This window comes from Bacteroides sp. OM05-12 (genome assembly GCF_003438995.1).
GTDB lineage: Bacteria > Bacteroidota > Bacteroidia > Bacteroidales > Bacteroidaceae > Bacteroides.
Genome location: NZ_QSUN01000008.1, coordinates 19,811 through 41,202 on the forward strand (window position 1 = coordinate 19,811; position 21,392 = coordinate 41,202).

Below are 21,392 nucleotides of genomic sequence, written 5' to 3' on the forward strand. Positions count from 1 at the left end.
ATAGTTTAAAGTATTAATAGATATATAAATTCACTTTCTCTCCTTTCTCCATCGTAATAGAAAGCAATTCATTCGATTTAACAAGGCTTTTTGTTTTACCTTTTACCAGCTTTATCTCCGGATTTGCTGTTCCCAAAACCGGTAGTTTTATCTGATAAGTACCGGAACATTCCGCATATAATTCCACTTTCATCTTTTCAGTGGCAGCCTCATCCCATGAAGCATTTACAACCATTCCTCCCCTTGCCTTCAACCCTCGAAACGAACCTTTCTTCCAGTAATAAGCAGGAAGAATTTCAATGTAACCGTCATGACTTTGAAGGAGCATTTCTGCAATACCGGCAGTACCTCCGAAGTTTCCGTCAATCTGAAAAGGCGGATGCGCACAGAAAAGATTCGGATAAGTACCTCCTCCCCGATATTCTTTCGAAATATTCACCGGATACAGTAGCCCTTTTAATAATTTATGTGCTCTTTCTCCATCTTTCAGACGCGCCCAGAAATTAATCTTCCAAGCTCGTGACCATCCGGTACCACCATCTCCCCGCCTGTCAAGCGTAGTGCGGCAAGCATTTATCAGCTCCGGTGTCTTAATAGGTGTAATTTGATTGGCAGGATATAAGCCGTAAAGATGAGAAACATGACGGTGCGTTATCTCCGCTTCAGGGTAATCTTCCAACCATTCTTGCAAATAGCCGCCTTTTTTGCTTACTTGCATAGGAGGAAGTTGCCGGATAGCCGATGTTATTTCAGTACGGAAAGCAGAATCAATAGCCAAGATTTCAGATGCCGCTAATGTGTTTTCAAACAGTTCCCTGATAATCTGCGTATCCATAGTAGGCCCCATACACACGCATATTTTCTCTCCATTCAGCAGAAAACCATTCTCCGGTGAAGAAGAAGGCGCTGTTACTAGCCAACCATGCTTCGGTTCTTTAATCATTGTAGACAGGAAAAATTCACTCGCGCTTTTCAACGTCGGATAAATTTGACTTATATAGGATTTATCACCGGGATTAAACAAATGATGTTGCCAAAGATGCTCGCACAACCATGCCCCACCCGTATTGGTTGCTCCCCATGAAGCATGTTCTCCCGGTGCCGTAAAGTTCCATGGATTGCTGACCACATGGGCCACCCATCCTTTAGCACCGTAAAAACCTTTAGCAGTAATCTCACCGGAAGGAACTAATTGTTGTGTATAGTCAATTAATGTACGATGCAATTCGGGTAAGTTGATAACTTCTGCCGGCCAATAACACATCTGCAAATTTATATTCAGGTGATAATCTCCATTCCACGGCGTTTGAACAGTATTTGCCCATAAGCCTTGCAGGTTAAGCGGCAATCCGTTTTCACGAGTACCGCTAATCATTAAATAGCGTCCATAGTGAAAATACAGAGCATAAAGAGCCGGATCTTCAATCTCTTGATTTTCAATCAACCGTTTGTCAGTAGGTTTATCCGGTTGCGAACCGCCTAACTGAAGGTCTACTCTATCAAATTTCTCTTGATAGGCCTTGCGGTGAGCATCACGTAATTTGTCATATTTAATAGTACAGGCATCCGTCAATAAAGAATCTACAGTTCGACGGAAATCTTTAGAAGTATAATCCGTACCTGATGAAATAATAACATAAGCCTCTTTCGCTTTATCGATACTCAATACTTTATTTTTAGAATTTATTTCTCCATCGGTTACCACCCGAACCTTCGTCAGGTACTGCATACCCGGTCCGTTGTATCCATCGTTCAATTCCCCTTTCATGCATAAGACATTCCCTTCCGTATAAGTTTCAAAACGTTCGGGACGGCTTAATGACAAGTCGAAAGCTAATTTCTTTGCTTTATTTGAAGTCAGACGAATCACAATCACATCCTGTGCATGAGATACAAAATATTCACGAGAATATTCCACACCTTTCATCCGGAAATGGGTATAGGCTTCCGCATTGTTTAAATCCAACCCTCTGCGATAATCCGAATAAACAGAATCATTATAATGGTAAGTAATATTCAGCGTTCCCAATGTCTCAAAACAACCATAAGGAGCATCCTTTCCCTTGGCAAAGTTTGTACCTGCTCCTTTACACTTGAAATGGGTATACGCCAAATCCTGCGCCTCCTTATTTTTTCCTTCAAGAAGTAATTCCCTTATTTGCGGTAAATACCGTATTGTTTCCGGATTTACAGCATCTTCCCGACTGCCCGACCAAAGTGTTATATCATTCAAAATCACTTTTTCATGGAACAAGCCTCCATCCGGCATCGCCCCTAAACGACCGTTACCCAACGGAAGAGATTCTTCCCATGTAAGGGCCGGAAGAGTATACCATAACTCCAATTCCCCCTTTGCAAAACCGCTCAATACTACACTTTGACAGAAAAGAAAGCTTAAAAGCCTGAACAAACGCATTGAATACCCCATCATGTTTTAATGATTTATATGTTTTTCTCCAAAATCCTATGGCAACAAAGTTACCGCAGGACGGAGTTACTTCATGTATAATATCGTCTATTATATTACTAAAAACGTCTAATAACGCATTTATCGGGACATAGCAATAATGAATACAGGCAAATAAAATTATTTATTATATCTTTGCACAGTCTAAACAAACAATGTATATGAAAAAACAAATTACGCGGGATGACTACATCAAAGCCAACCGTAAAGCAAGTCGTGAAGAAGAAATTCAAGCTCACGGACACCCGATTTGCTATAAAAGGGTGCATGTTTCCAAAAAGGTTTATAACCGTAAAAAGATTAAGGCAGGCGATAAGGGTCTGCCTTATTTGTTTTTAACGAACTTAATCACAAAATGTTTATTTGTAAACTAACATCTGTTTCCTCCCAAAGAAATAAGTAGAGAAATGTAGTTTATCCATCAGCCATGTAATACCGAAGCACCCGGCAAGAACAAATGTCACAGCCACACACATAAAGCACATTCCGGAAGAATCAAAAGCGAATACAGGTACGAAGAACTTGGAAAGAATAGTAAATATAGGAGAAAACAAAAGAATAACTAATGTGTTGCGTCCTATAAAATAACTGTATTGTTTTATTCTGTTCGGCAGATAATGATAAATAAATAACAGAAAGCTGATAACCAAATAGGTTATTGTTACCCCGGCTAATGTTTCTCTATGCAGATTTTCCGGAAAACAACAAAAGAAAACCAAAGGTATTATTGCCAAAACGGAGGAACGAAATACAGTAAGAAAACCCTGTCTACTTCTACTGACGGCTACACCTATCAGAAAATAGATTGCATTCGAGAACGACATCAGTCCACAAACGGAAGACAATAAATAGAAACAAATACTTAATAGAATAAAACGGGAAAAACTATCCATACGGATATAATTATAGACGAAATAATAGACTATACTGCACACCACTAACGTATGCAGATACCAATATGGTCCCATAGGTGCTATAAAAGCTTTGTTCAGCAAAAGCTGCAACGTGACTTCATCAATAGGATTTCTTGTAGGTACAACAGCAGACATGACGGTATATCCCGTCTCCATTATGGCATACGGAATGAAGATCCATAGCATCCCCTTTAAAAAAGACTTTAACGGTTTGTCAATATTAGCCAGATAGCCGGAAAGAATAAGGAAAGCAGACATGTGAAAGGTATATACCACATTTTTTGCATAGGGATACTTATCAGCAATGTATACCAAATGAAAAATGATCATCAATACGATAAATATACACTTCAAATAATCCAGTTCCTTTATCCTACTTGCCATAAGCTATCGTAGTTTATGCTTTTTAAAATAAGGGTTAGTTAATCCTAAATAGAATCCTAATGCCAATATTACAGCCACTATCCCTACTTGGAATACGGAAATATAAGATGAAATATCAATCAGATAGCATCCCACAGCTACTCCTAAAGCAACACCGAGTTCCCATGCCAACAGGTAAGTAGTGTTGGCCGTACCACGCTGGCAATGCTCGGAGAGTTTGACTAAAATAAGCAAGAAATCCGAAGAGACAAGGCCTAAGCCCAATCCCATCATTACGGCGGCAGTCATTAAAGCAAGCGAATCGACATGGGTTATAATCAGCAAAAGCGATGCACCCATCAACAAAAGCCCGCTTACCACCCGGGCGCGTATATCCGCATTCTCGAAAACATGCTTATTGGCTATCATAGCCAACACAAATCCTCCGGCAAGTAATATAAAGAAATGGAGCGTCATTTCCTGCATCTGTACGGATTCGGTATACATATTAATCGTGGTAAGCAACATCCCGAATACAAATGAGACCAAGATGAGGTTAATGGCAGGCAGCCATCCTCTAAGCAGCAGGAAACGATCCAAAGAACATACCGGAGCTCCTATCGGAGCGCGGAAAGGGACATGAATGAGGGATACGAATATTAAGCCTATTCCTCCTAATATAATAGACGCGTAGAGCACCTGTTGCAAACCTTCATACTTGTAAAGCAGCAAACCGATCATCGCTCCGAATACCATTCCCAAACGTGCAGCCCACCCAAAACAAGTGTTTGCCTCACTGCGTCTGGAGGTATTGGTTATATCGATTGCCAAAGTGCTTCCCATGGTAGTCGCCACACCAAACAATGCTCCCTGTATGATGCGGAGTACTGCAACCCACAACAAAGTACCGACCATAGAATATCCTCCCACAATGGCTATTACCGCCAGAAAAGAAAGCATACAGACATTCTTTCGTCTGAAAGTGTCGATAAAATAGCTATAAAAAGGTCCGAGCAGGAACTGCGATAACGCAAACAAAGCGAGTATCCCCCCTGCAATAGAAAGAGACGTATCGAAACGCTCCACCAAATACATTGGTAACACGGGCAAAAGCATATATAAGGAGGCAAAGAGCAATAAATTACTCAAATATATCCTTATAAAATCATGTGTCCATAGCTTCATACATTCGGTATTAATGACTAATATTGTTCCTGTTCGTTCGGGAAATCGCTACTTTTTACGTCGGCAACATACTGACTGATGGCGTTTGTCATCACACTATGCAAATCAGCATAACGACGGAGGAAACGAGGACTGAATCCTTGAGACATTCCCAACATATCGGATACCACCAATACTTGTCCGTCTACATAGCCTCCCGCACCGATACCGATAACAGGAATAGTCAATTCTTTTGCCACACGTGCCGCAAGGGATGCCGGAATCTTTTCCAACACCAAACCGAAACAACCGGCTTCTTCCAAAAGATGCGCGTCACGAACCAACTTTTCGGCTTCGGCATCTTCTTTTGCACGTACGGTGTATGTTCCGTATTTATTAATAGACTGAGGCATCAATCCCAAATGTCCCATAATAGGAATACCGGCAGAGATAATACGCTTTACCGTATCAATAATTTCTTCTCCGCCTTCCAACTTCAACGCATCGGCGTGAGATTCTTTCATAATACGAATGGCAGAAGCCACACCTTCCAACGGATTTCCCTGATAAGAGCCGAAAGGCATATCTACAATAACCAATGCACGCTTCACACCGCGAACCACGGATTTACCATGATAAATCATCTGGTCGAGTGTCATTGGCAAAGTGGTAACATTACCTGCCATGACATTGGATGCGGAGTCACCTACAAGAACCACGTCTATACCTGCACCGTCTACAATCTGGGCTGTAGTATAATCATAAGAAGTAAGCATTGATATTTTCTCTCCGCGCTGCTTCATTTCAAACAAACGGTGGGTAGTAACTTTTCTGGTATCGTCTGAAATATAACCTGCCATAATTTTTCGTTTTTATTAGTTGTATTAAAATTGGGCGCAAAGTTATCTTTAAATCTTAACCCATACAAGAAAAGAACGAAAAAAGAATATTTCGAATGTTGATATTACATCCGAAAGGCAAGAACGGAATGTGTCAAAAGTCAAAGCATCCAAGTTTCCCCGCTTGAGCGGGGATTAAGGGGTGTGTGATCTTTCTTTGATTATTAAACTGTTAGAAAAATCACACACACCCTACCCCCGCTCAAGCGGGGGAATTGAGATAGTTTTGACACAACCACTTCCATATAGATTTACCCATACATATATATATATTTATATAAATACATACGGGTGGAAAATACGTTTCACCTTGCTCATCCTCTCGTTCAGGCAAAGCAAGCCTGTCGTTCAAGCATGGTCAAACGAATGGCATTCCTTGCTTAAACGATTGAATGAATCATATCATCATACGTAAAGTTACGGAAATCATCGATAACCAGTGCGCACATATCTTGAATGGCTTCACGGGAATTAGTGGTGGCAAGCCCTATGACGGTCATATTCGCAGCATTTCCTGACTTTAAACCATTGAATGAATCTTCGAAAACAAAGCTGCGGTCGGGAGTCGTACCAAAGATCTCTGCACCAAGCAGGTAGCAATCCGGAAAAGGTTTGGAGCGAGCAAAATCTTCTGCAATAAGGATACGGTCAAAATAACCTTTCAGTTCCGGACGGGCACGGTAAACTTTTTCCATCTTGATACGGTCACTGCTCGTCACTACTGCCAAACGAACATCGTGTTTACGTAAATCTGTCAGGAAATCAAGGATTCCCGGAATATAATCATACGTCATGTTCGCTTCAAACTCCGTCAGTTCTTCGCGTATCTGCTGTTGTACATCTTCCATCCCGACAAAATGTTTATCGAAAATCTGCATTAAGGTACTTCCCTTTATCAAAGCAGAAAAATCATTAATCTCCGGATGATATTTACGTCCCTGTTCACCCCAAAAAATCGTGTATTGTGATTCTGTATCCACCACTACCCCATCGAAATCAAAAAGTGCGGCTATCGGTTTAGTTGTATCTGCCATATAATTTCTTTAATTTGATTTAACGCGGCAAAGTTCATCATTCTACCTGAATACGGCAAATATTTCTTACCTTTGCTCCATTTAAAAAAATATAAAGCCAATATGCCCAACACAGATAACAATCCGCATATATTAGGAACGGAACGCATCGGAAAGCTCTTGCTCCAATATTCCATTCCTGCTATCATCGGAATGACGCTGACTTCCTTATACAATATAATAGACAGCGTATTTATCGGTCACGGTGTAGGTCCGCTGGCAATATCCGGATTAGCTATCTCTTTCCCGTTGATGAATCTCATCATGGCTTTCTGCACATTGGTCGGTGTAGGCGGAGCAACCATTTCATCCATCCGGCTCGGGCAGAAAGATAAGCACGGGGCTTCGGAAGTATTGGGAAATGTATTGATGCTTTGTATTATAAATGCAGTACTTTTCGGCTCTGTGTCACTTTATTTTCTGGACGATATACTCCGTTTCTTCGGAGCAAGCGAAGGCACATTGCCCTATGCACGGGATTTCATGCAGATAATATTGCTTGGTACACCTATATCTTACACCATGATAGGACTGAACAATGTGATGCGGGCTACAGGTTATCCGAAAAAAGCAATGCTTACCTCTATGGTGACAGTAGGATGCAACATTGTACTGGCTCCTATCTTTATCTTTCATTTCCAATGGGGTATGCGCGGAGCAGGCACGGCAACGGTCATTTCTCAATTCGTCGGTATGGTCTGGATACTTTACCACTTCATGAATAAAGAAAGCTACATCCATTTTGAGAAAGGGCTTTACCGTCTTAAACGACGCATTGTCATGAGTATTTTCGGCATCGGGATGTCTCCTTTTCTGATGAACGTATGTGCATCCGCAGTAGTTATCATTATTAATAACAGTTTGCAAACCAACGGAGGTGACCTTGCCATCGGTGCCTACGGTATCATCAACCGGGTACTGACGCTGTTTGTTATGATCGTATTGGGACTAACCATGGGAATGCAACCCATTATCGGTTATAACTTCGGGGCAAAAGTATTTGAGCGTGTGCGTAAGACTTTAAAATACGGCATCATAACGGGGATTGTCATTACAAGTGTCGGTTTTATCGCCTGCGAACTCTTTCCACATGTTATCGTAGCCATGTTTACTGACAATGCGGAACTGACGGAGATCGCTTATACAGGTTTACGAATCACCGTTATGCTGTTTCCACTCGTAGGTTGTCAGATTGTAATCACCAACTTCTTTCAATCAATCGGTATGGCGAAGATATCGATTTTCCTGTCTCTATCCCGCCAATTGCTTTATCTGTTGCCGTTCCTGTTATTCTTTTCATCCGTCTGGGGTGTAAAGGGCGTATGGAGCAGTATGCCTGTATCCGATTTCCTGGCATTCGTCACAGCAGTTCTTATGCTTCTTTACCATCTGAAAAAGATGAAAAAGAAATACGCTGCGGCAGTTCTTTAGAACTCCCGCCCTTGCTTTAAATCCTCAACGAATTTATCGATACGCGCCATTTCTTTCGCTATCTGAATGCTTTGCGGACAATGGCTTGTGCATTGATCACAACCCACACAATGACTGGCCTGACGCAATTTAGGTACACTGCGGTCATAACCGATCAGAAATGCCCTGCGCGCTTGTCTATAATTCTCATCCTGACTGCTTTTGGGAATATTACCTTCATTGACACATCGATTATAATGCAGCAGGATAGCCGGAATATCCAAACCATACGGACAAGGCATACAATACTTGCAGTCATTACACGGAATGGTAGGGTACTTCAACATCATCTGTGCAGTTTCTTCCAGCAATTCAAATTCCTCTTCACTACATGGTTCAAGCGGAGAATAAGTAATTATGTTGTCCTGCAAATGCTCCATATAAGTCATTCCGCTTAAAGCAGTCAGCACCAACGGAAACGAACCGGCAAAGCGGAACGCCCATGATGCCACACTCTTGTCTGGACGACGTTGTTTAAGCAAGGCTACCAAATGGTCGTTCAGTCGTGACAACCGTCCTCCTAAAAGCGGCTCCATAATAACGACAGAGATATTACGCTTCTCCAGTTCCTTATAAAGATATTCCGCATTGACATTCCGCCCCTGCGCATGTCTCCAGTCAGCATAGTTCATCTGTATTTGTACGAAGTCCCATTTCACATCCAAGGATAACATGTAATCAAACACATCCACATCTCCGTGAAACGACCATCCGAGATTACGAATACGTCCCGCCTCTCGTTCCTTAACCAAGAAATCCAGCATTCCGTTATCTATATAACGGTCATTCACCAACTGTATACCGGAGCCTCCGCCTACGGAATGCAGCAGGTAATAATCAAGATAATCCACTTGCAACTCCTTGAACGACTGGTAATACATGGCAAGAGAATTCTCCCGTGTATAGTTAGAAAAGTTAGACAACTTTGTAGCCAAAAAGAATTTCTCTCTCGGATGCCTCTTCAAAGCAATACCCGTAGCCTTCTCCGACATTCCCTGACAATAGACGGGTGCAGTATCAAAATAATTAACGCCATGCTCAATGGCATAATCCACCAATGTATTAACCGCTTCCTGATCGATTATTTCTCCATTCCCATCCGGTGCCGGCATGAGCGGCCAACGCATACAGCCGTATCCCAGCAAAGAAACTTTGTCTCCCGTAGAGGGATTAGTACGATAAGTCATTTTGTCGAGTGGAACCTCTCCTATATTATAATGATCTGCCGACTTACGCTCCGGCTTACACCCATAAAAAACAGCTGTCGATACAAAAACTCCACTACCGAGAACTTTCAAAAAGCTCCGGCGATTTATATTATTTCTATTTTCTTTTTTCATAACCAACTCCTTTGTTTTAGATAATACGGTGTCTTTCATGCCCTTCTACATAAATAGCACTGAACGGGCGGGCAGGACAAAGATTCTCACAAGCTCCACAACCAATGCAACGTTCTGTATTAACTACAGGAATTTTCGGAGAATCCATATCATCGGCATCAACAGGTACCATCTGTATTGCTCCCGTCGGACAATGACGGAAGCAATTTCCGCAGTCTACGCCATCCGTTAATACTACACAATTTTCTTTTATCCACACCGCATGCCCAATCTGAATAGCAGATTTATCCGCAGCAGTAACCGGACGTATCGCTCCGGCAGGACAAACCTCCGAACACTTTGTACATTCCGGACGACAATATCCCCGTTCATAAGACATCTCAGGTTGCATTAATTTCATCAGGTCACCGGATGGACGTAACACTTGATTCGGACACGCTGAAACACAAAGTTGACAGCCCGTGCAGTGCTGCGCCAAATGACCGATACTTAGCGAACCGGCAGGGGTTATAGGCGTGCTACGATTAGGAATTTTCTTATCTTCAATCGCAGCTAAACCACCATCCACTTTCTTCTCCTGTGCTTTAATGACAGAAGTCGCAGCAAATAAAGCGGTCACAGAAAGAAAATCTCTACGTGCATTGCTCACTTGTTTGGATGAGCCGGAATTTTCTACCGTATTATTACCTGCGAGTTTCTCCTTTGCCAATGATTTATGTTCATACGTTATCGCATTCTGACGACACTTGTCCATGCAATCCATACAAGCGACACAACGACTGTAATCTATCTTATGTTCTTTTGAATTTATGCAAGAAGCCTTACAATTACGGGCACATAATCCGCAACCATTGCATTTTTCCGTATCAATAACCGGTTTTAAGAAAGAATATCTGGCAAGGAAACCCAATATCGTACCTACCGGACAAATCGTATTACAGTAAGTACGCCCGTTACGCCAAGCCAAAACTATGAGGACAACAAATGTGACAGCAGCAATAACAAAGGTAGATAAGCTCTTCATCCATATATCTACGGTATAAAATGCATAACTGTCCATCCGTTCGGCTATATAAGCAAAGAAATTGTTTCCCCATTGATAGATAGGAGCAAATAAGTTTGAGGCAATCCGTCCGTATGAACTATAAGGTGCCAGTAATGCTACAAACGAGCCGATTCTTGCAACAAGTGCAATAACAAATACTGCCAGCACTCCATATCGTAACCAGACCAATGTCGGGGAGTAACGAAACCGATTCTTTTTTCTTTTTCCGGCCATCCACGATACTACATCTTGGAATACACCAAGCGGACATATAACCGAACAGTATATACGTCCGAATATCAAAGTCAGAGCTATAAGAAAAACTACCACTCCTACGTTCAATGCCAGCAATGCCGGCAAGAACTGTACTTTAGCCATCCACCCAAACCATGCATGCAATGTTCCTGTAAAATCAAGGAACAGAAGTGTAATTAGGACAAAGAAAAAAATAGCAAAAGCTATTCTGATTTTACGTAGCATAATTATCCTTTATTCGTTTTTAATTATTAGATTTCAATGTCATTTCATATATTAATTGTGCAAAAATACATATTTCCAGTATAAAAAGAAACATTTATTATAAAATCTCTTACCTTTTATATAAATTCGAGCTACAAACCATTGTATTGTATTTCAGTTTTATTTCCTATCTTTGATGCGAATCTTAACAATTACAACATATGACAAAAAACACACTCTTTAAAAGTCTACTTGTTTTCGCAGTATTATGCTTAACAACTACCCATTTTTGTAATGCGGACACGAAAGAAAAAAAGTACATTCCGACAGAAGAAAACATGAATTCACGTGAAGCGTTCAGGGACGATAAGTTTGGAATCTTCTTGCATTGGGGATTATACAGTATGCTGGCACGCGGTGAATGGACTATGACCAACCAAAATCTGAACCGGGACGAATATGCAAAGCTTGCTTCCGGATTCTATCCTTCCAAATTCGATGCTCACGAATGGGTATCAGCCATTAAAGCATCCGGAGCCAAATATATTTGTTTTACTACCCGTCACCATGAAGGTTTCTCCATGTTTCACACACAATGGTCGGATTATAATATCGTAGACGCAACCCCTTTTAAGAGGGATGTGTTGAAGGAATTGGCAGATGAATGTCATAAACAGGGAATCGCTCTTCATCTTTATTACTCTCATTTAGACTGGTACCGTGAGGATTATTATCCCCTCGGCAGAACCGGAAGAGGAACAGGACGGACCAAACACGGAGAATGGAAAACCTATTACCAATTTATGAATAACCAATTGACGGAACTATTAACGAACTATGGCCCGATACGTACCATTTGGTTTGACGGTTGGTGGGATCACGATCAAGACCCTGATTTCGATTGGCAACTGCCCGAACAATATGCAATGATTCATCGTCTGCAACCATCCTGCCTGATTGGTAACAATCATCATCAAATACCTTTTGCAGGAGAAGATATACAAATATTCGAGCGTGACCTGCCGGGAGAAAACAGTTCCGGACTATCCGGTCAGGACATCAGTGCACTACCGTTGGAAACCTGTGAAACAATGAATGGTATGTGGGGATATAAAATCACCGATCAGGAATACAAATCGCCAAAAACACTTATCCACTATTTGGTAAAAGCTGCAGGGAAGAATGCGAACCTGTTGATGAATATCGGTCCGCAACCCAACGGAGAATTGCCGGAAATAGCAATATCACGCTTAAAAGAAATCGGTGAATGGATGAAAATATACGGAGAAACCATCTACGGAACACGTAGTGGAAGCGTAGCCCCGCATGATTGGGGAGTAACTACCCGAAAAGAAAACCGTATGTTTGTGCATATTCTTGATTTACCGGATAATGGTTTATATCTTCCTATGACCGAAAAAGTAAAGAAAGCAGTCGTATTCAAAGATAAGACTCCGATAAAATATATGCAAGATAAACAAGGTGTAGTACTTAAATTTAAAGAAGCTCCAACAGATATAGATTATGTGATAGAGCTGACATTAGCTGACTAACTTATCTTATGAACCGGAAATATAAAATAGAAATATGTGCCAATTCCGTAGAAAGCGCGATTGAAGCACAACGGGGAGGCGCTTACAGAGTAGAACTATGTGCCGGCATACCGGAAGGAGGAACGACACCTTCTTACGGTGAAATTAAAATGGCACGGGAACTGTTAAGTATCCGGCTACACGTGATTATCCGTCCTCGTGGAGGCGATTTCCTATATACTCCATTAGAACAAAGCATCATGCTGCATGACATCGATATGGCACGTCAACTAGGTGCGGACGGAGTCGTATTCGGATGCCTGACTCCCGATGGTGATATTGACCTGCCATTAATGGAAAGACTAATGAAAGCATCAGAAGGAATGTCGGTTACTTTTCATCGTGCTTTTGATATGTGTCGTAATCCACGAAAAGCGCTGGAAAAAATTATTGCCTTAGGTTGCGACAGAATATTAACTTCCGGACAACAAGCCACCGCAGAAAAAGGAATTTCTCTTCTCAAAGAGTTGAATGTACAGGCTGACGGAAGAATCATCATAATGCCGGGATGCGGAGTGAACAGTGATAATATCCGTAAAATAGCAGAAGAGACCGGAGCTTCCGAGTTCCATTTCTCCGGACGTTCATCCATCGAGAGTAAAATGAACTACCGGAATCCTGCCGTTTCAATGGGAGGTACCGTAAAAATAGAAGAGTACAGCAGGGAAATAACAGACCATACTAAAGTAGAAAAAGCCATCGGTAAACTTCTATAAAGATTATTATAAAGAAGAGAGGCTGCATTTCGTTTATTTTGAAGTGCAGCCTCTCTCTTATTTCAGTATAACCTAAAGTTTATGAATTACTTTCATCAACTGTTCTCCTAAACCAATCGTATAGCCTTGAGATACGAATACTACACGATTGAATGTATCGGCTATTACAAATATCGGAAGCTGGTTTCCTCCAACCAGTTTCATTCCGTCAACAATCATTTTCTGAATTTCGCCGTTACTATCTATTCCCCATGTAATCGTAGAAGGAAGCCCGGGAAAATCATCCGCATGGAATTTACTTTGCATATTCCGATTCGGAAACAAAAGTACCATTCCTCTGCCCCACTGCTCGAAATCTGATTTTAAAGCGGCAATATCACGTAAAGCATGGTTTGTCGGTTCCTGTCCCACGCCCAATATTGCAATGATGTAATACCCACGCCCGGTCGTATTGAGCAAACTTTGAGGTTCTTCTTTCCCTACCGGTAAAAACATTGCTTCTGCATTCAGATTACCTATAATCTTTACTTCGTCCGGATTATCCTGCATAACGAGATCAATGTGAGTAGTCTTACCCGGCTCCACATTAAAGAAAGAAACATTCGCAAGCACACTTCCGCTGGCCAAACGAGTACCGGTAGTCAGCATATAATAACCGGTATCTATTTCTAAAGGTTGTTTCAAAAGTTGTGCCCAACTACTGCTTTCATCTTCCGGGAAGTTCATCAGCCGGAATGTCCCGTCTTCAAACCGTGATAAAGTATAGTGAGAATAATAAAGCGGATTATCCAAAGCTTTCACCGCCTTATAATCTGCAACCAACATCCCTTTCGGATTATTTTGCTGCAACTCTTCCGTAAAAGTAACGTCTACCCATTGGTTTGCCCCATCGGCATACTGTACCTTTTCGGTAACTTCATCCACCCGTGCGGGTACACCCAAACTGCGCAACACGGCCACAAAGAAATTATCTCTCGATTCCTCATCCGTGACACGGACATTCCACACTCCTTCCGGCGACATTAATATTCGGGTAGTATTCATATCATTACGAAGAATAATATTCTTATTGCACCAATCTATTAATGTTCTCGGCTCTTTTACGAATCCTTCCGCCAACTCTTTGTCGATATTCTGCTTAAAGAACAACTTATAAGGAGTAAGCATTTCATAAGTTATTCTCGGATTAAGCACATATTGGTCGAAAAGTGGAGAAACTACTTCCGGTGTATTCAACAAATGGTCTGTCAGCACCAAAGCGGGCGTATCACGCAAATCCTTTTCCGAAATAACCTTCAGCAAACGTATAGCCAGCGGTCGTTGTTCCGATGTTGTACTGCTCAAGAACGACATTATCTCCTGATAATTGCCTCTCGTGGCTGATAGCAGCGGGAGTAATTCATTTACATCTGTTCCTGTTTCTTTCGCAAATTCCTTTATACGTTCCTCATTCAAGAAAGTTGAGACATAAGCATTACGGATAGAGTCTTCCTGTTCCATACGAATTGTATTTTCGGCTCTCTGCTCTTCGGAAACCGGAACATTAATGACCTTCTCTACAGGTGGAATAACTTCCAAAGGCAAAGAATAGGCCTCACCCTCGGTCTTATCCAATACTATTTTTAAAATGTCTGTCTTACCGAAAGATAATTTTCCATAGCCGAACTTCCCGTCTTTCGAAGCCCAAACCAACATATCTCCTTTACCGGCAGTCAGAGATGTTTTCCCGTCTTTATCCGTCATTTTAGATACTGCCGTATAGAACTCTGCATAGTTATATATCTTAAATTCTACCTTTGCACCTTCAATGGGTTGATCATTCCTATCTACTACATTAATCTCTGCTTTCGATGTGGAAGCATAATTATCTATCACATTTATCTCTGTATAATTCGGAGTTACTTTTATCACTTCTTCCGGACCGTCATAATGTCCAAAGACCTTAGTGTGCATCAACATACCACGGGCAGCCGGAGCATTAAACCAGCCTAAATCCAATACCGGTTCCGGTTCACAAGCACCTAAGAAATGCCATTTCCCGTCTACCCACGCTTCCACCCAAGCATGATTATCGTCCGTATGCGCCCATCTGGGTGTGTAGACTTGCCTTGCCGGAATACCGACCGAACGCAAAGCGGCAACTAAGAAGGTCGATTCTTCACCACAACGACCGTATGCGGTCTTCACAGAAGCCAATGGAGAACTTGTGCGGGCATCAGACGGTTTATAAACCACCTTTTCATGACACCAATGATTGACTTCCAACACGGCATCCTGCAAAGAAAGATTCTTAACCCGGTCTTTCAACTCTTCGTAAAATACTTGGCGCGCTTCATCCAGATTCTCATTATTCACCCGATAGGGCAACACAAAGTGACGAAATTCTCGTTCTGGGATTATTTTCCCCCAAGGCATCTCCTCGCGTGCTTTAAAAGCATATTGCACATTCATCAAATGAAAATCACCCGGATAATCCGCTAAATCCGACAATGGCATATATGCATATAGAAAGGTTAAGGCTTCGGATTCTTTCTGGGATAATTGTCGGTTAAAGATGTCAAACAGATTCCCTTCCGTCAGTACTTCCTTGCGAGCCGCAAAATCATGATTAACAATCTCCCGTTCTTTTGAATCCGTAATAAAGTGTTGTGAACAAGACAATAAGCTACTCCATAGCATTATTGCCAGTAATGAAAGATAAGTAGGTTTTTTCATAATAAAAGCTTTTAGTAGTTTCCCCACAAAGATAAAAAAGCCTTTATTCAAAACCAAAATATCACCAAAATTGTTTATATTTGAAGAAAATTTGTCACGTTTAAATGATATGCCTATGTTATTTACTGCTGAAAATGCATTACTAATCTGTTCTATATTACTTTTCGTTAGCATCGCTGTTAGTAAAACCGGTTATCGGTTTGGTATTCCAACTCTCTTATTATTCCTCTTTGTCGGAATGTTTTTCGGCAGTGACGGGCTGGGAATACAATTCCATAATGCCGACGGAGCACAATTCATCGGGATGCTCGCACTAAGTATCATATTATTCTCCGGAGGCATGGACACAAAATTCAAAGAAATAAAGCCTGTACTGGCACAAGGTATACTGCTTTCAACCTTTGGAGTATTATTGACGACTTTCTTCACAGGATTTTTTATTTATTGGATTGCAAGTTTCTCCCATTCCAGCATTACTATGTCCTTAACCACTTCGTTGCTCCTAGCCGCCACGATGTCATCTACCGACTCTGCTTCGGTATTCAATATCCTCCGTTCGCAAAAGATGAATCTAAAGCACAATCTGCGTCCGATGCTTGAATTGGAAAGTGGTAGTAACGACCCTATGGCATTTATGCTCACCATTGTACTGATACAATTCATACAAGCCGGAGGAATGGGTATCGGAGAAATCTTAACCTCTTTTGCCATACAATTTGCCGTAGGTGCCGGAGCCGGATATTTATTAGGAAAGCTCGCTATTCTGATTATCAATAAAATAAATCTACCCAATCAATCCCTTTACCCTATCCTATTACTCAGCTTCGTCTTTTTTATCTTCACCGCAACCGATTTGGTAAAAGGAAACGGTTATCTGGCTGTGTACATTGCCGGTATGATGGTAGGAAATACAAAGATAACCAACAGAAAAGAGATAGCTACCTTTATGGATGGTATGACATGGCTGTTCCAAATTATCATGTTCCTTACTCTCGGATTGCTGGTCAACCCGCATGAAATGCTTGGAATAGCTGTTGTAGCAGCACTTATCGGTATATTCATGATTCTTGTAGCCCGTCCGCTAAGTGTCCTTCTATGTTTGCTCCCATTTAGAAAGATGTCAATCAGTTCCAAAACATTCGTATCATGGGTAGGATTGCGCGGGGCGGTTCCTATTATATTCGCCACGTATCCGGTAGTTGCAGGCGTGGAGGGCTCCAATCAGATATTCAATATCGTATTCTTCATCACTATCCTCTCACTCGTTATTCAGGGAAGCACCATTTCCTGGTTTGCCAAACTACTCCATTTAGATACTCCATTGGAGAAAACCGGAAATGTATTCGGTGTGGAACTGCCGGAAGAAATAGATAGCAGTCTGCACGATATGGTTCTGACGGAAGAGATGCTTTCAAATGGCAACAGTCTCAAAGATATGAATATTCCTAAAGGAACACTGGTCATGCTGGTGAAACGCGGGGAAGAATTTATCATACCCAACGGAACAGTTCAGCTTCACGTGGGAGACAAGCTGTTACTCATTTCCGAAAATAAGAAAGAATAAAAACAAAGATAAGGAGGCACTTTTATGTTCGCCCTTATCATTGAATCGTTTCACCCGGCGAAGCCTATCGTTTGCCCAAGGGAAGCCTGTCGTTCAGCCCGGGTGAAACGATAGGTTTCCCTTGGGCAAACGATTCGAAAGACCTGATGTTCGAATCAGCAGTACCTTATATTCACCCATCATCGTCCTTTTCTTTTTAAATTCTCCGGCAAAACAAATAAATATGACCGAATATTCGTTTTTTTGTTCCCAATCAACTTATTTTGTACCTATAATAAAATTGTAAAAAATGGAAAAGCTCGAAATAATCTTAGGGGATATAACCCTATTGGCAACAGATGCAATCGTCAATGCTGCCAACTCATCCTTATTAGGTGGAGGAGACGTAGACGGAGCCATACACCGTGCTGCCGGTCCCGATTTGGTACGTGAATGCCATCTGCTGCACGGCTGTAATACCGGCGACGCTAAAATAACCAAAGGATACAATCTGCCTGCACGCCATGTTATTCATACAGTCGGTCCTATTTGGCGTGGCGGAACAAAACAAGAACCCGAATTATTAGCCGGTTGTTACAAACGCTGTTTCGAAGTAGCATCCCGCAACGCTATCCATACGATAGCCTTCCCATCTATCAGCACAGGAGTCTATGGTTATCCGATAGAATTAGCCGCTCCCATCGCTTTGAAAGAGATAAAAGAAGCCATCCGAAAGTACCCGGATTTGGAAAAAATTATCGTCTGCTGCTTCTCGGAAGAAAATCTAGAAGTATACCAAAAGAGCTTAAAGACACTTAATTCTTAAGCTACAAAGCAAACTAATATGACATTTTGACGTTTAATATACATATTAATAATAAAAATGATATGTATATGAAAACGAATCAAATAATATTAGCGTCGAAACCTACGGGTATGCCGACCATAAATAATTTCCGTTTTGAAGAAGTGACACTGCCACCTATTCAGAAAGGAGAAGTGCTTTTAAAACCTCTTTATTTCTCCGTAGATCCTTATCTCCGTCATACGATGGATAAAACTGGAATCCCTATGACAAGTATCGCTATAGCAATGGTAGAAGAGAGTCATGATGCCAATAAATTTAAAAAAGGAGATACCGTTATAGGTATGCTTCCCTGGGCTACTCATGCCGTTAAAGAAGAAGATAAACTACGTAAAATAGAAACGACCGATGTTCCCGTCAGTTATTATCTGGGAGTACTCGGTATGCCGGGATTAACAGCCTATTTCGGAATGACGGATATATGCCGACCTAAACCGAAAGAAACGGTAGTAATATCCGGAGCAGTAGGAATAGTGGCCGGACAGATTGCAAGAATCATGGGTGCAAGAGTAATCGGCATCACCGGTTCTGACGAGAAGGCCGATTTAATCACCCATCGTTTCGGCTACGATGAAGCCATTAACTACAAGAATGTTTCTAATCTTGATGAAGCCATATCCAAAGTCTGTCCGAATGGCATCGACTGTTATTTCGACAATGTAGGAGGAGATGTATCCGATACGGTAATTAAGCATATTAATTTCGATGCACGTATCGCCATCTGCGGACAAATAGCACTTTACAATGAAATTAACCTGAGTACGGGCATACGTATACTGCCCCAGATATTAACGAAAAGTGCTACGGTTCAAGGTTTTATGGTTAATAATTATAACCAACGCTTTCCCGAAGGATTGATGCAATTAAGCAAATGGATAAGAGAAGGTCGGTTAAAGTACACAGAGACTGTCATTGATGGCTTTAAGCATCTTCCAGAAGCATTTATTGCCCTTTTTGAAGGCAAAAACACGGGAAAAATGATTGTAAAGACTAATTGATACCCTCACGTTAAAATAATGTAAATGTATTCATAATTTGTTTTACCCCAAAGGAGAGATGTTTACTTTTGCGCACATTCGTCACATAAATGTGCAAAAAGATGGTTAACGAAAAGAGTTTTATTGCTCTTATTGAGCAAAGTATCATAAAGAATTGGGACTCCAATGCCTTGACTGACTATAAAGGAATTACCTTACAATATAAGGATGTAGCCCGTAAAATAGAGAAAATACACATTTTATTAGAAAATGCAGGTATACAACAAGGAGATAAGATAGCAGTTTGTGGTAGAAACAGTGCTCATTGGGCGGTCGCTTTTCTTGCAACGATTACTTACGGAGCTGTGATTGTTCCAATTCTTCATGAATTTAAAGCAGACAATATACACAATATCGTGAACCATTCCGAAGCACGATTACTATTTGTAGGCGACCAGATTTGGGAGAACCTGAATGAAGAAGCAATGATGCATCTTGAAGGTATCATAGGATTACAAGACTTCTCTGTCTTTATCTCCCGTTCCGAGAAGCTGAGCTATGCACGCGAGCATTTAAACGAGATATACGGACATAGATTTCCATGTAATTTCCGCCCCGAACACATATCTTATCATCAGGATAAACCGGAAGAACTTGTTATCATTAACTATACTTCGGGTACAACCGGATACTCCAAAGGGGTTATGCTCCCCTATCGCAGTATCTTATCCAATGTGGAATATTGCCGGGAAGAGGTGAAGATACAACCGGGAGACCGTATTGTCTCTATGCTACCGATGGGACATGTATTCGGAATGACCTACGATTTTCTTTATGGCTTATGCGCCGGAGCACATATCTGGTTCCTGACGCGAATGCCGTCACCCAAGATTATTGCGCAATCATTCTCTGAAATACAGCCGAAGGTTATCGCATGCGTGCCGCTTATTGTCGAAAAAATCATCAAGAAGAATATACTTCCGAGAGTAGATAATCGCATCGGAAAATTATTGCTGCACGTACCTATCATCAATGATAAAATAAAGGCAGCAGCAAAACATGAGGCGATGAAAGTATTCGGAAGCAATTTTATTGAAATTATTATTGGAGGCGCACCTTTCAATGCCGAAGTGGAAGCCTTTCTGAAAAAGATTGAATTCCCTTATACTATTGTATATGGTATGACGGAGTGCGGTCCTATTATCTGCTCCAGTTATTGGAAAGACTTAAAGTTGGCTTCATGCGGAAGAGCAGCCTCACGGATGGAAGTCCGCATTGATTCTCCCGATCCTGAAAACATCGCCGGAGAAATCCTTTGCAAAGGAGAGAATCTAATGCTGGGATATTACAAGAATGATGAAATAACCGCCCAAGTTGTCGACAGCAACGGATGGTTGCACACCGGAGATCTTGCAGTCATGGACAAAGAAGGAAATGTATTCATAAAAGGACGAAGCAAGAACTTGTTGCTTAACTCGTCAGGACAAAATATCTATCCGGAGGAGATAGAAAGCAGACTGAATAATATGCCATATGTTTCCGAATCACTGATTGTATTGCAGCGCGATAAATTGGTTGCATTGATATATCCTGATTTTGATGATGCTTTTGCACATGGGCTTACCAATGCGGACATCGAGAAAGCAATGGATATCAACCGCAACAACCTCAATGCCGTATTGCCTGCTTACTCACAAATAGCCAAAGTGAAGATTTATCCGGAAGAATTTGAAAAAACGGCCAAGAAAAGTATAAAACGCTTCCTTTATCAAGAAATGAAAGGATAACAT

16 protein-coding genes are annotated in these 21,392 nt (G+C 41.4%); 8 read left to right on the plus strand and 8 right to left on the minus strand.

What is annotated here, in order from left to right; all coding sequences use genetic code 11:
• Window positions 1-13: 13 nt before the first annotated feature.
• On the minus strand, window positions 14-2,431 hold the full coding sequence (locus DXB63_RS08715) for a glycoside hydrolase N-terminal domain-containing protein (RefSeq protein ID WP_233522830.1): 2,418 nt from the start codon (window positions 2,429-2,431) through the stop codon (window positions 14-16).
• 197 nt (window positions 2,432-2,628) lie between these two features.
• Between DXB63_RS08715 and DXB63_RS08720 the strand changes: the two genes are divergently transcribed.
• Window positions 2,629-2,841 (plus strand): hypothetical protein, encoded by a 213-nt coding sequence (locus DXB63_RS08720; RefSeq protein ID WP_122126115.1) that lies wholly within the window; start codon window positions 2,629-2,631, stop codon window positions 2,839-2,841.
• Here the strand turns inward: DXB63_RS08720 and DXB63_RS08725 are convergent.
• The 4 genes from DXB63_RS08725 to DXB63_RS08740 all read right to left on the minus strand — a co-directional run bounded on the left by DXB63_RS08725 (window position 2,827) and on the right by DXB63_RS08740 (window position 6,841).
• On the minus strand, window positions 2,827-3,765 hold the full coding sequence (locus tag DXB63_RS08725) for an acyltransferase (RefSeq protein WP_122126029.1): 939 nt from the start codon (window positions 3,763-3,765) through the stop codon (window positions 2,827-2,829). The two genes, DXB63_RS08720 and DXB63_RS08725, sit on opposite strands and share 15 nt — an antisense overlap.
• Before the next feature lie 3 nt (window positions 3,766-3,768).
• Window positions 3,769-4,929 carry an MFS transporter gene (locus DXB63_RS08730; protein ID WP_122126030.1) on the minus strand — a complete coding sequence of 387 codons (1,161 nt, stop codon included), beginning with the start codon at window positions 4,927-4,929 and terminating at the stop codon, window positions 3,769-3,771.
• A gap of 17 nt (window positions 4,930-4,946) precedes the next feature.
• The gene (gene panB / locus DXB63_RS08735) at window positions 4,947-5,768 is read right to left on the minus strand and encodes a 3-methyl-2-oxobutanoate hydroxymethyltransferase (protein ID WP_122126031.1); all 822 of its coding nucleotides are present in this window, start codon (window positions 5,766-5,768) and stop codon (window positions 4,947-4,949) included.
• Between the two features lie 419 nt (window positions 5,769-6,187).
• Window positions 6,188-6,841, minus strand: a complete 654-nt coding sequence (locus DXB63_RS08740) for an HAD family phosphatase (protein ID WP_122126032.1) — start codon at window positions 6,839-6,841, stop codon at window positions 6,188-6,190.
• A 102-nt stretch (window positions 6,842-6,943) separates the two neighbouring features.
• On the opposite strand from DXB63_RS08740, the gene DXB63_RS08745 reads away from it, so the two are divergent.
• Window positions 6,944-8,311 carry an MATE family efflux transporter gene (locus DXB63_RS08745; protein ID WP_122126033.1) on the plus strand — a complete coding sequence of 456 codons (1,368 nt, stop codon included), beginning with the start codon at window positions 6,944-6,946 and terminating at the stop codon, window positions 8,309-8,311.
• Here DXB63_RS08745 and DXB63_RS08750 read toward each other — a convergent pair.
• Together DXB63_RS08750 and DXB63_RS08755 are read right to left on the minus strand one after the other, a co-directional pair.
• A complete protein-coding gene (locus DXB63_RS08750) occupies window positions 8,308-9,690 on the minus strand; it encodes an aldo/keto reductase (protein ID WP_122126116.1) in 1,383 nt (460 codons plus the stop codon). The two genes, DXB63_RS08745 and DXB63_RS08750, sit on opposite strands and share 4 nt — an antisense overlap.
• A gap of 16 nt (window positions 9,691-9,706) precedes the next feature.
• Entirely contained in the window at window positions 9,707-11,215 is a 1,509-nt protein-coding gene (locus DXB63_RS08755; protein ID WP_122126034.1) for a 4Fe-4S binding protein, read from the minus strand.
• 200 nt (window positions 11,216-11,415) lie between these two features.
• On the opposite strand from DXB63_RS08755, the gene DXB63_RS08760 reads away from it, so the two are divergent.
• Window positions 11,416-12,747: an alpha-L-fucosidase gene (locus DXB63_RS08760; protein WP_122126035.1), complete on the plus strand. Its 1,332-nt coding sequence runs from the start codon at window positions 11,416-11,418 to the stop codon at window positions 12,745-12,747.
• An 8-nt stretch (window positions 12,748-12,755) separates the two neighbouring features.
• Entirely contained in the window at window positions 12,756-13,502 is a 747-nt protein-coding gene (locus tag DXB63_RS08765) for a copper homeostasis protein CutC (protein ID WP_122126036.1), read from the plus strand.
• A 72-nt stretch (window positions 13,503-13,574) separates the two neighbouring features.
• Here DXB63_RS08765 and DXB63_RS08770 read toward each other — a convergent pair whose 3' ends face one another.
• Window positions 13,575-16,217 (minus strand): transglutaminase domain-containing protein, encoded by a 2,643-nt coding sequence (locus DXB63_RS08770; RefSeq protein ID WP_122126117.1) that lies wholly within the window; start codon window positions 16,215-16,217, stop codon window positions 13,575-13,577.
• A 115-nt stretch (window positions 16,218-16,332) separates the two neighbouring features.
• Between DXB63_RS08770 and DXB63_RS08775 the strand changes: the two genes are divergently transcribed.
• The 4 genes from DXB63_RS08775 (at window position 16,333) to DXB63_RS08790 (ending at window position 21,389) form a co-directional block, all read left to right on the plus strand.
• Window positions 16,333-17,781 (plus strand): potassium/proton antiporter, encoded by a 1,449-nt coding sequence (locus DXB63_RS08775; RefSeq protein ID WP_122126037.1) that lies wholly within the window; start codon window positions 16,333-16,335, stop codon window positions 17,779-17,781.
• A 289-nt stretch (window positions 17,782-18,070) separates the two neighbouring features.
• Window positions 18,071-18,586, plus strand: a complete 516-nt coding sequence (locus tag DXB63_RS08780; protein ID WP_122126038.1) for an O-acetyl-ADP-ribose deacetylase — start codon at window positions 18,071-18,073, stop codon at window positions 18,584-18,586.
• Between the two features lie 68 nt (window positions 18,587-18,654).
• Window positions 18,655-19,623, plus strand: coding sequence for an NADP-dependent oxidoreductase (locus DXB63_RS08785; RefSeq protein WP_122126118.1), 969 nt, complete (start codon window positions 18,655-18,657; stop codon window positions 19,621-19,623).
• 101 nt (window positions 19,624-19,724) lie between these two features.
• Complete coding sequence (locus DXB63_RS08790) at window positions 19,725-21,389, plus strand: long-chain fatty acid--CoA ligase (RefSeq protein WP_122126119.1); 1,665 nt, start codon at window positions 19,725-19,727, stop codon at window positions 21,387-21,389.
• Window positions 21,390-21,392: the final 3 nt, after the last annotated feature.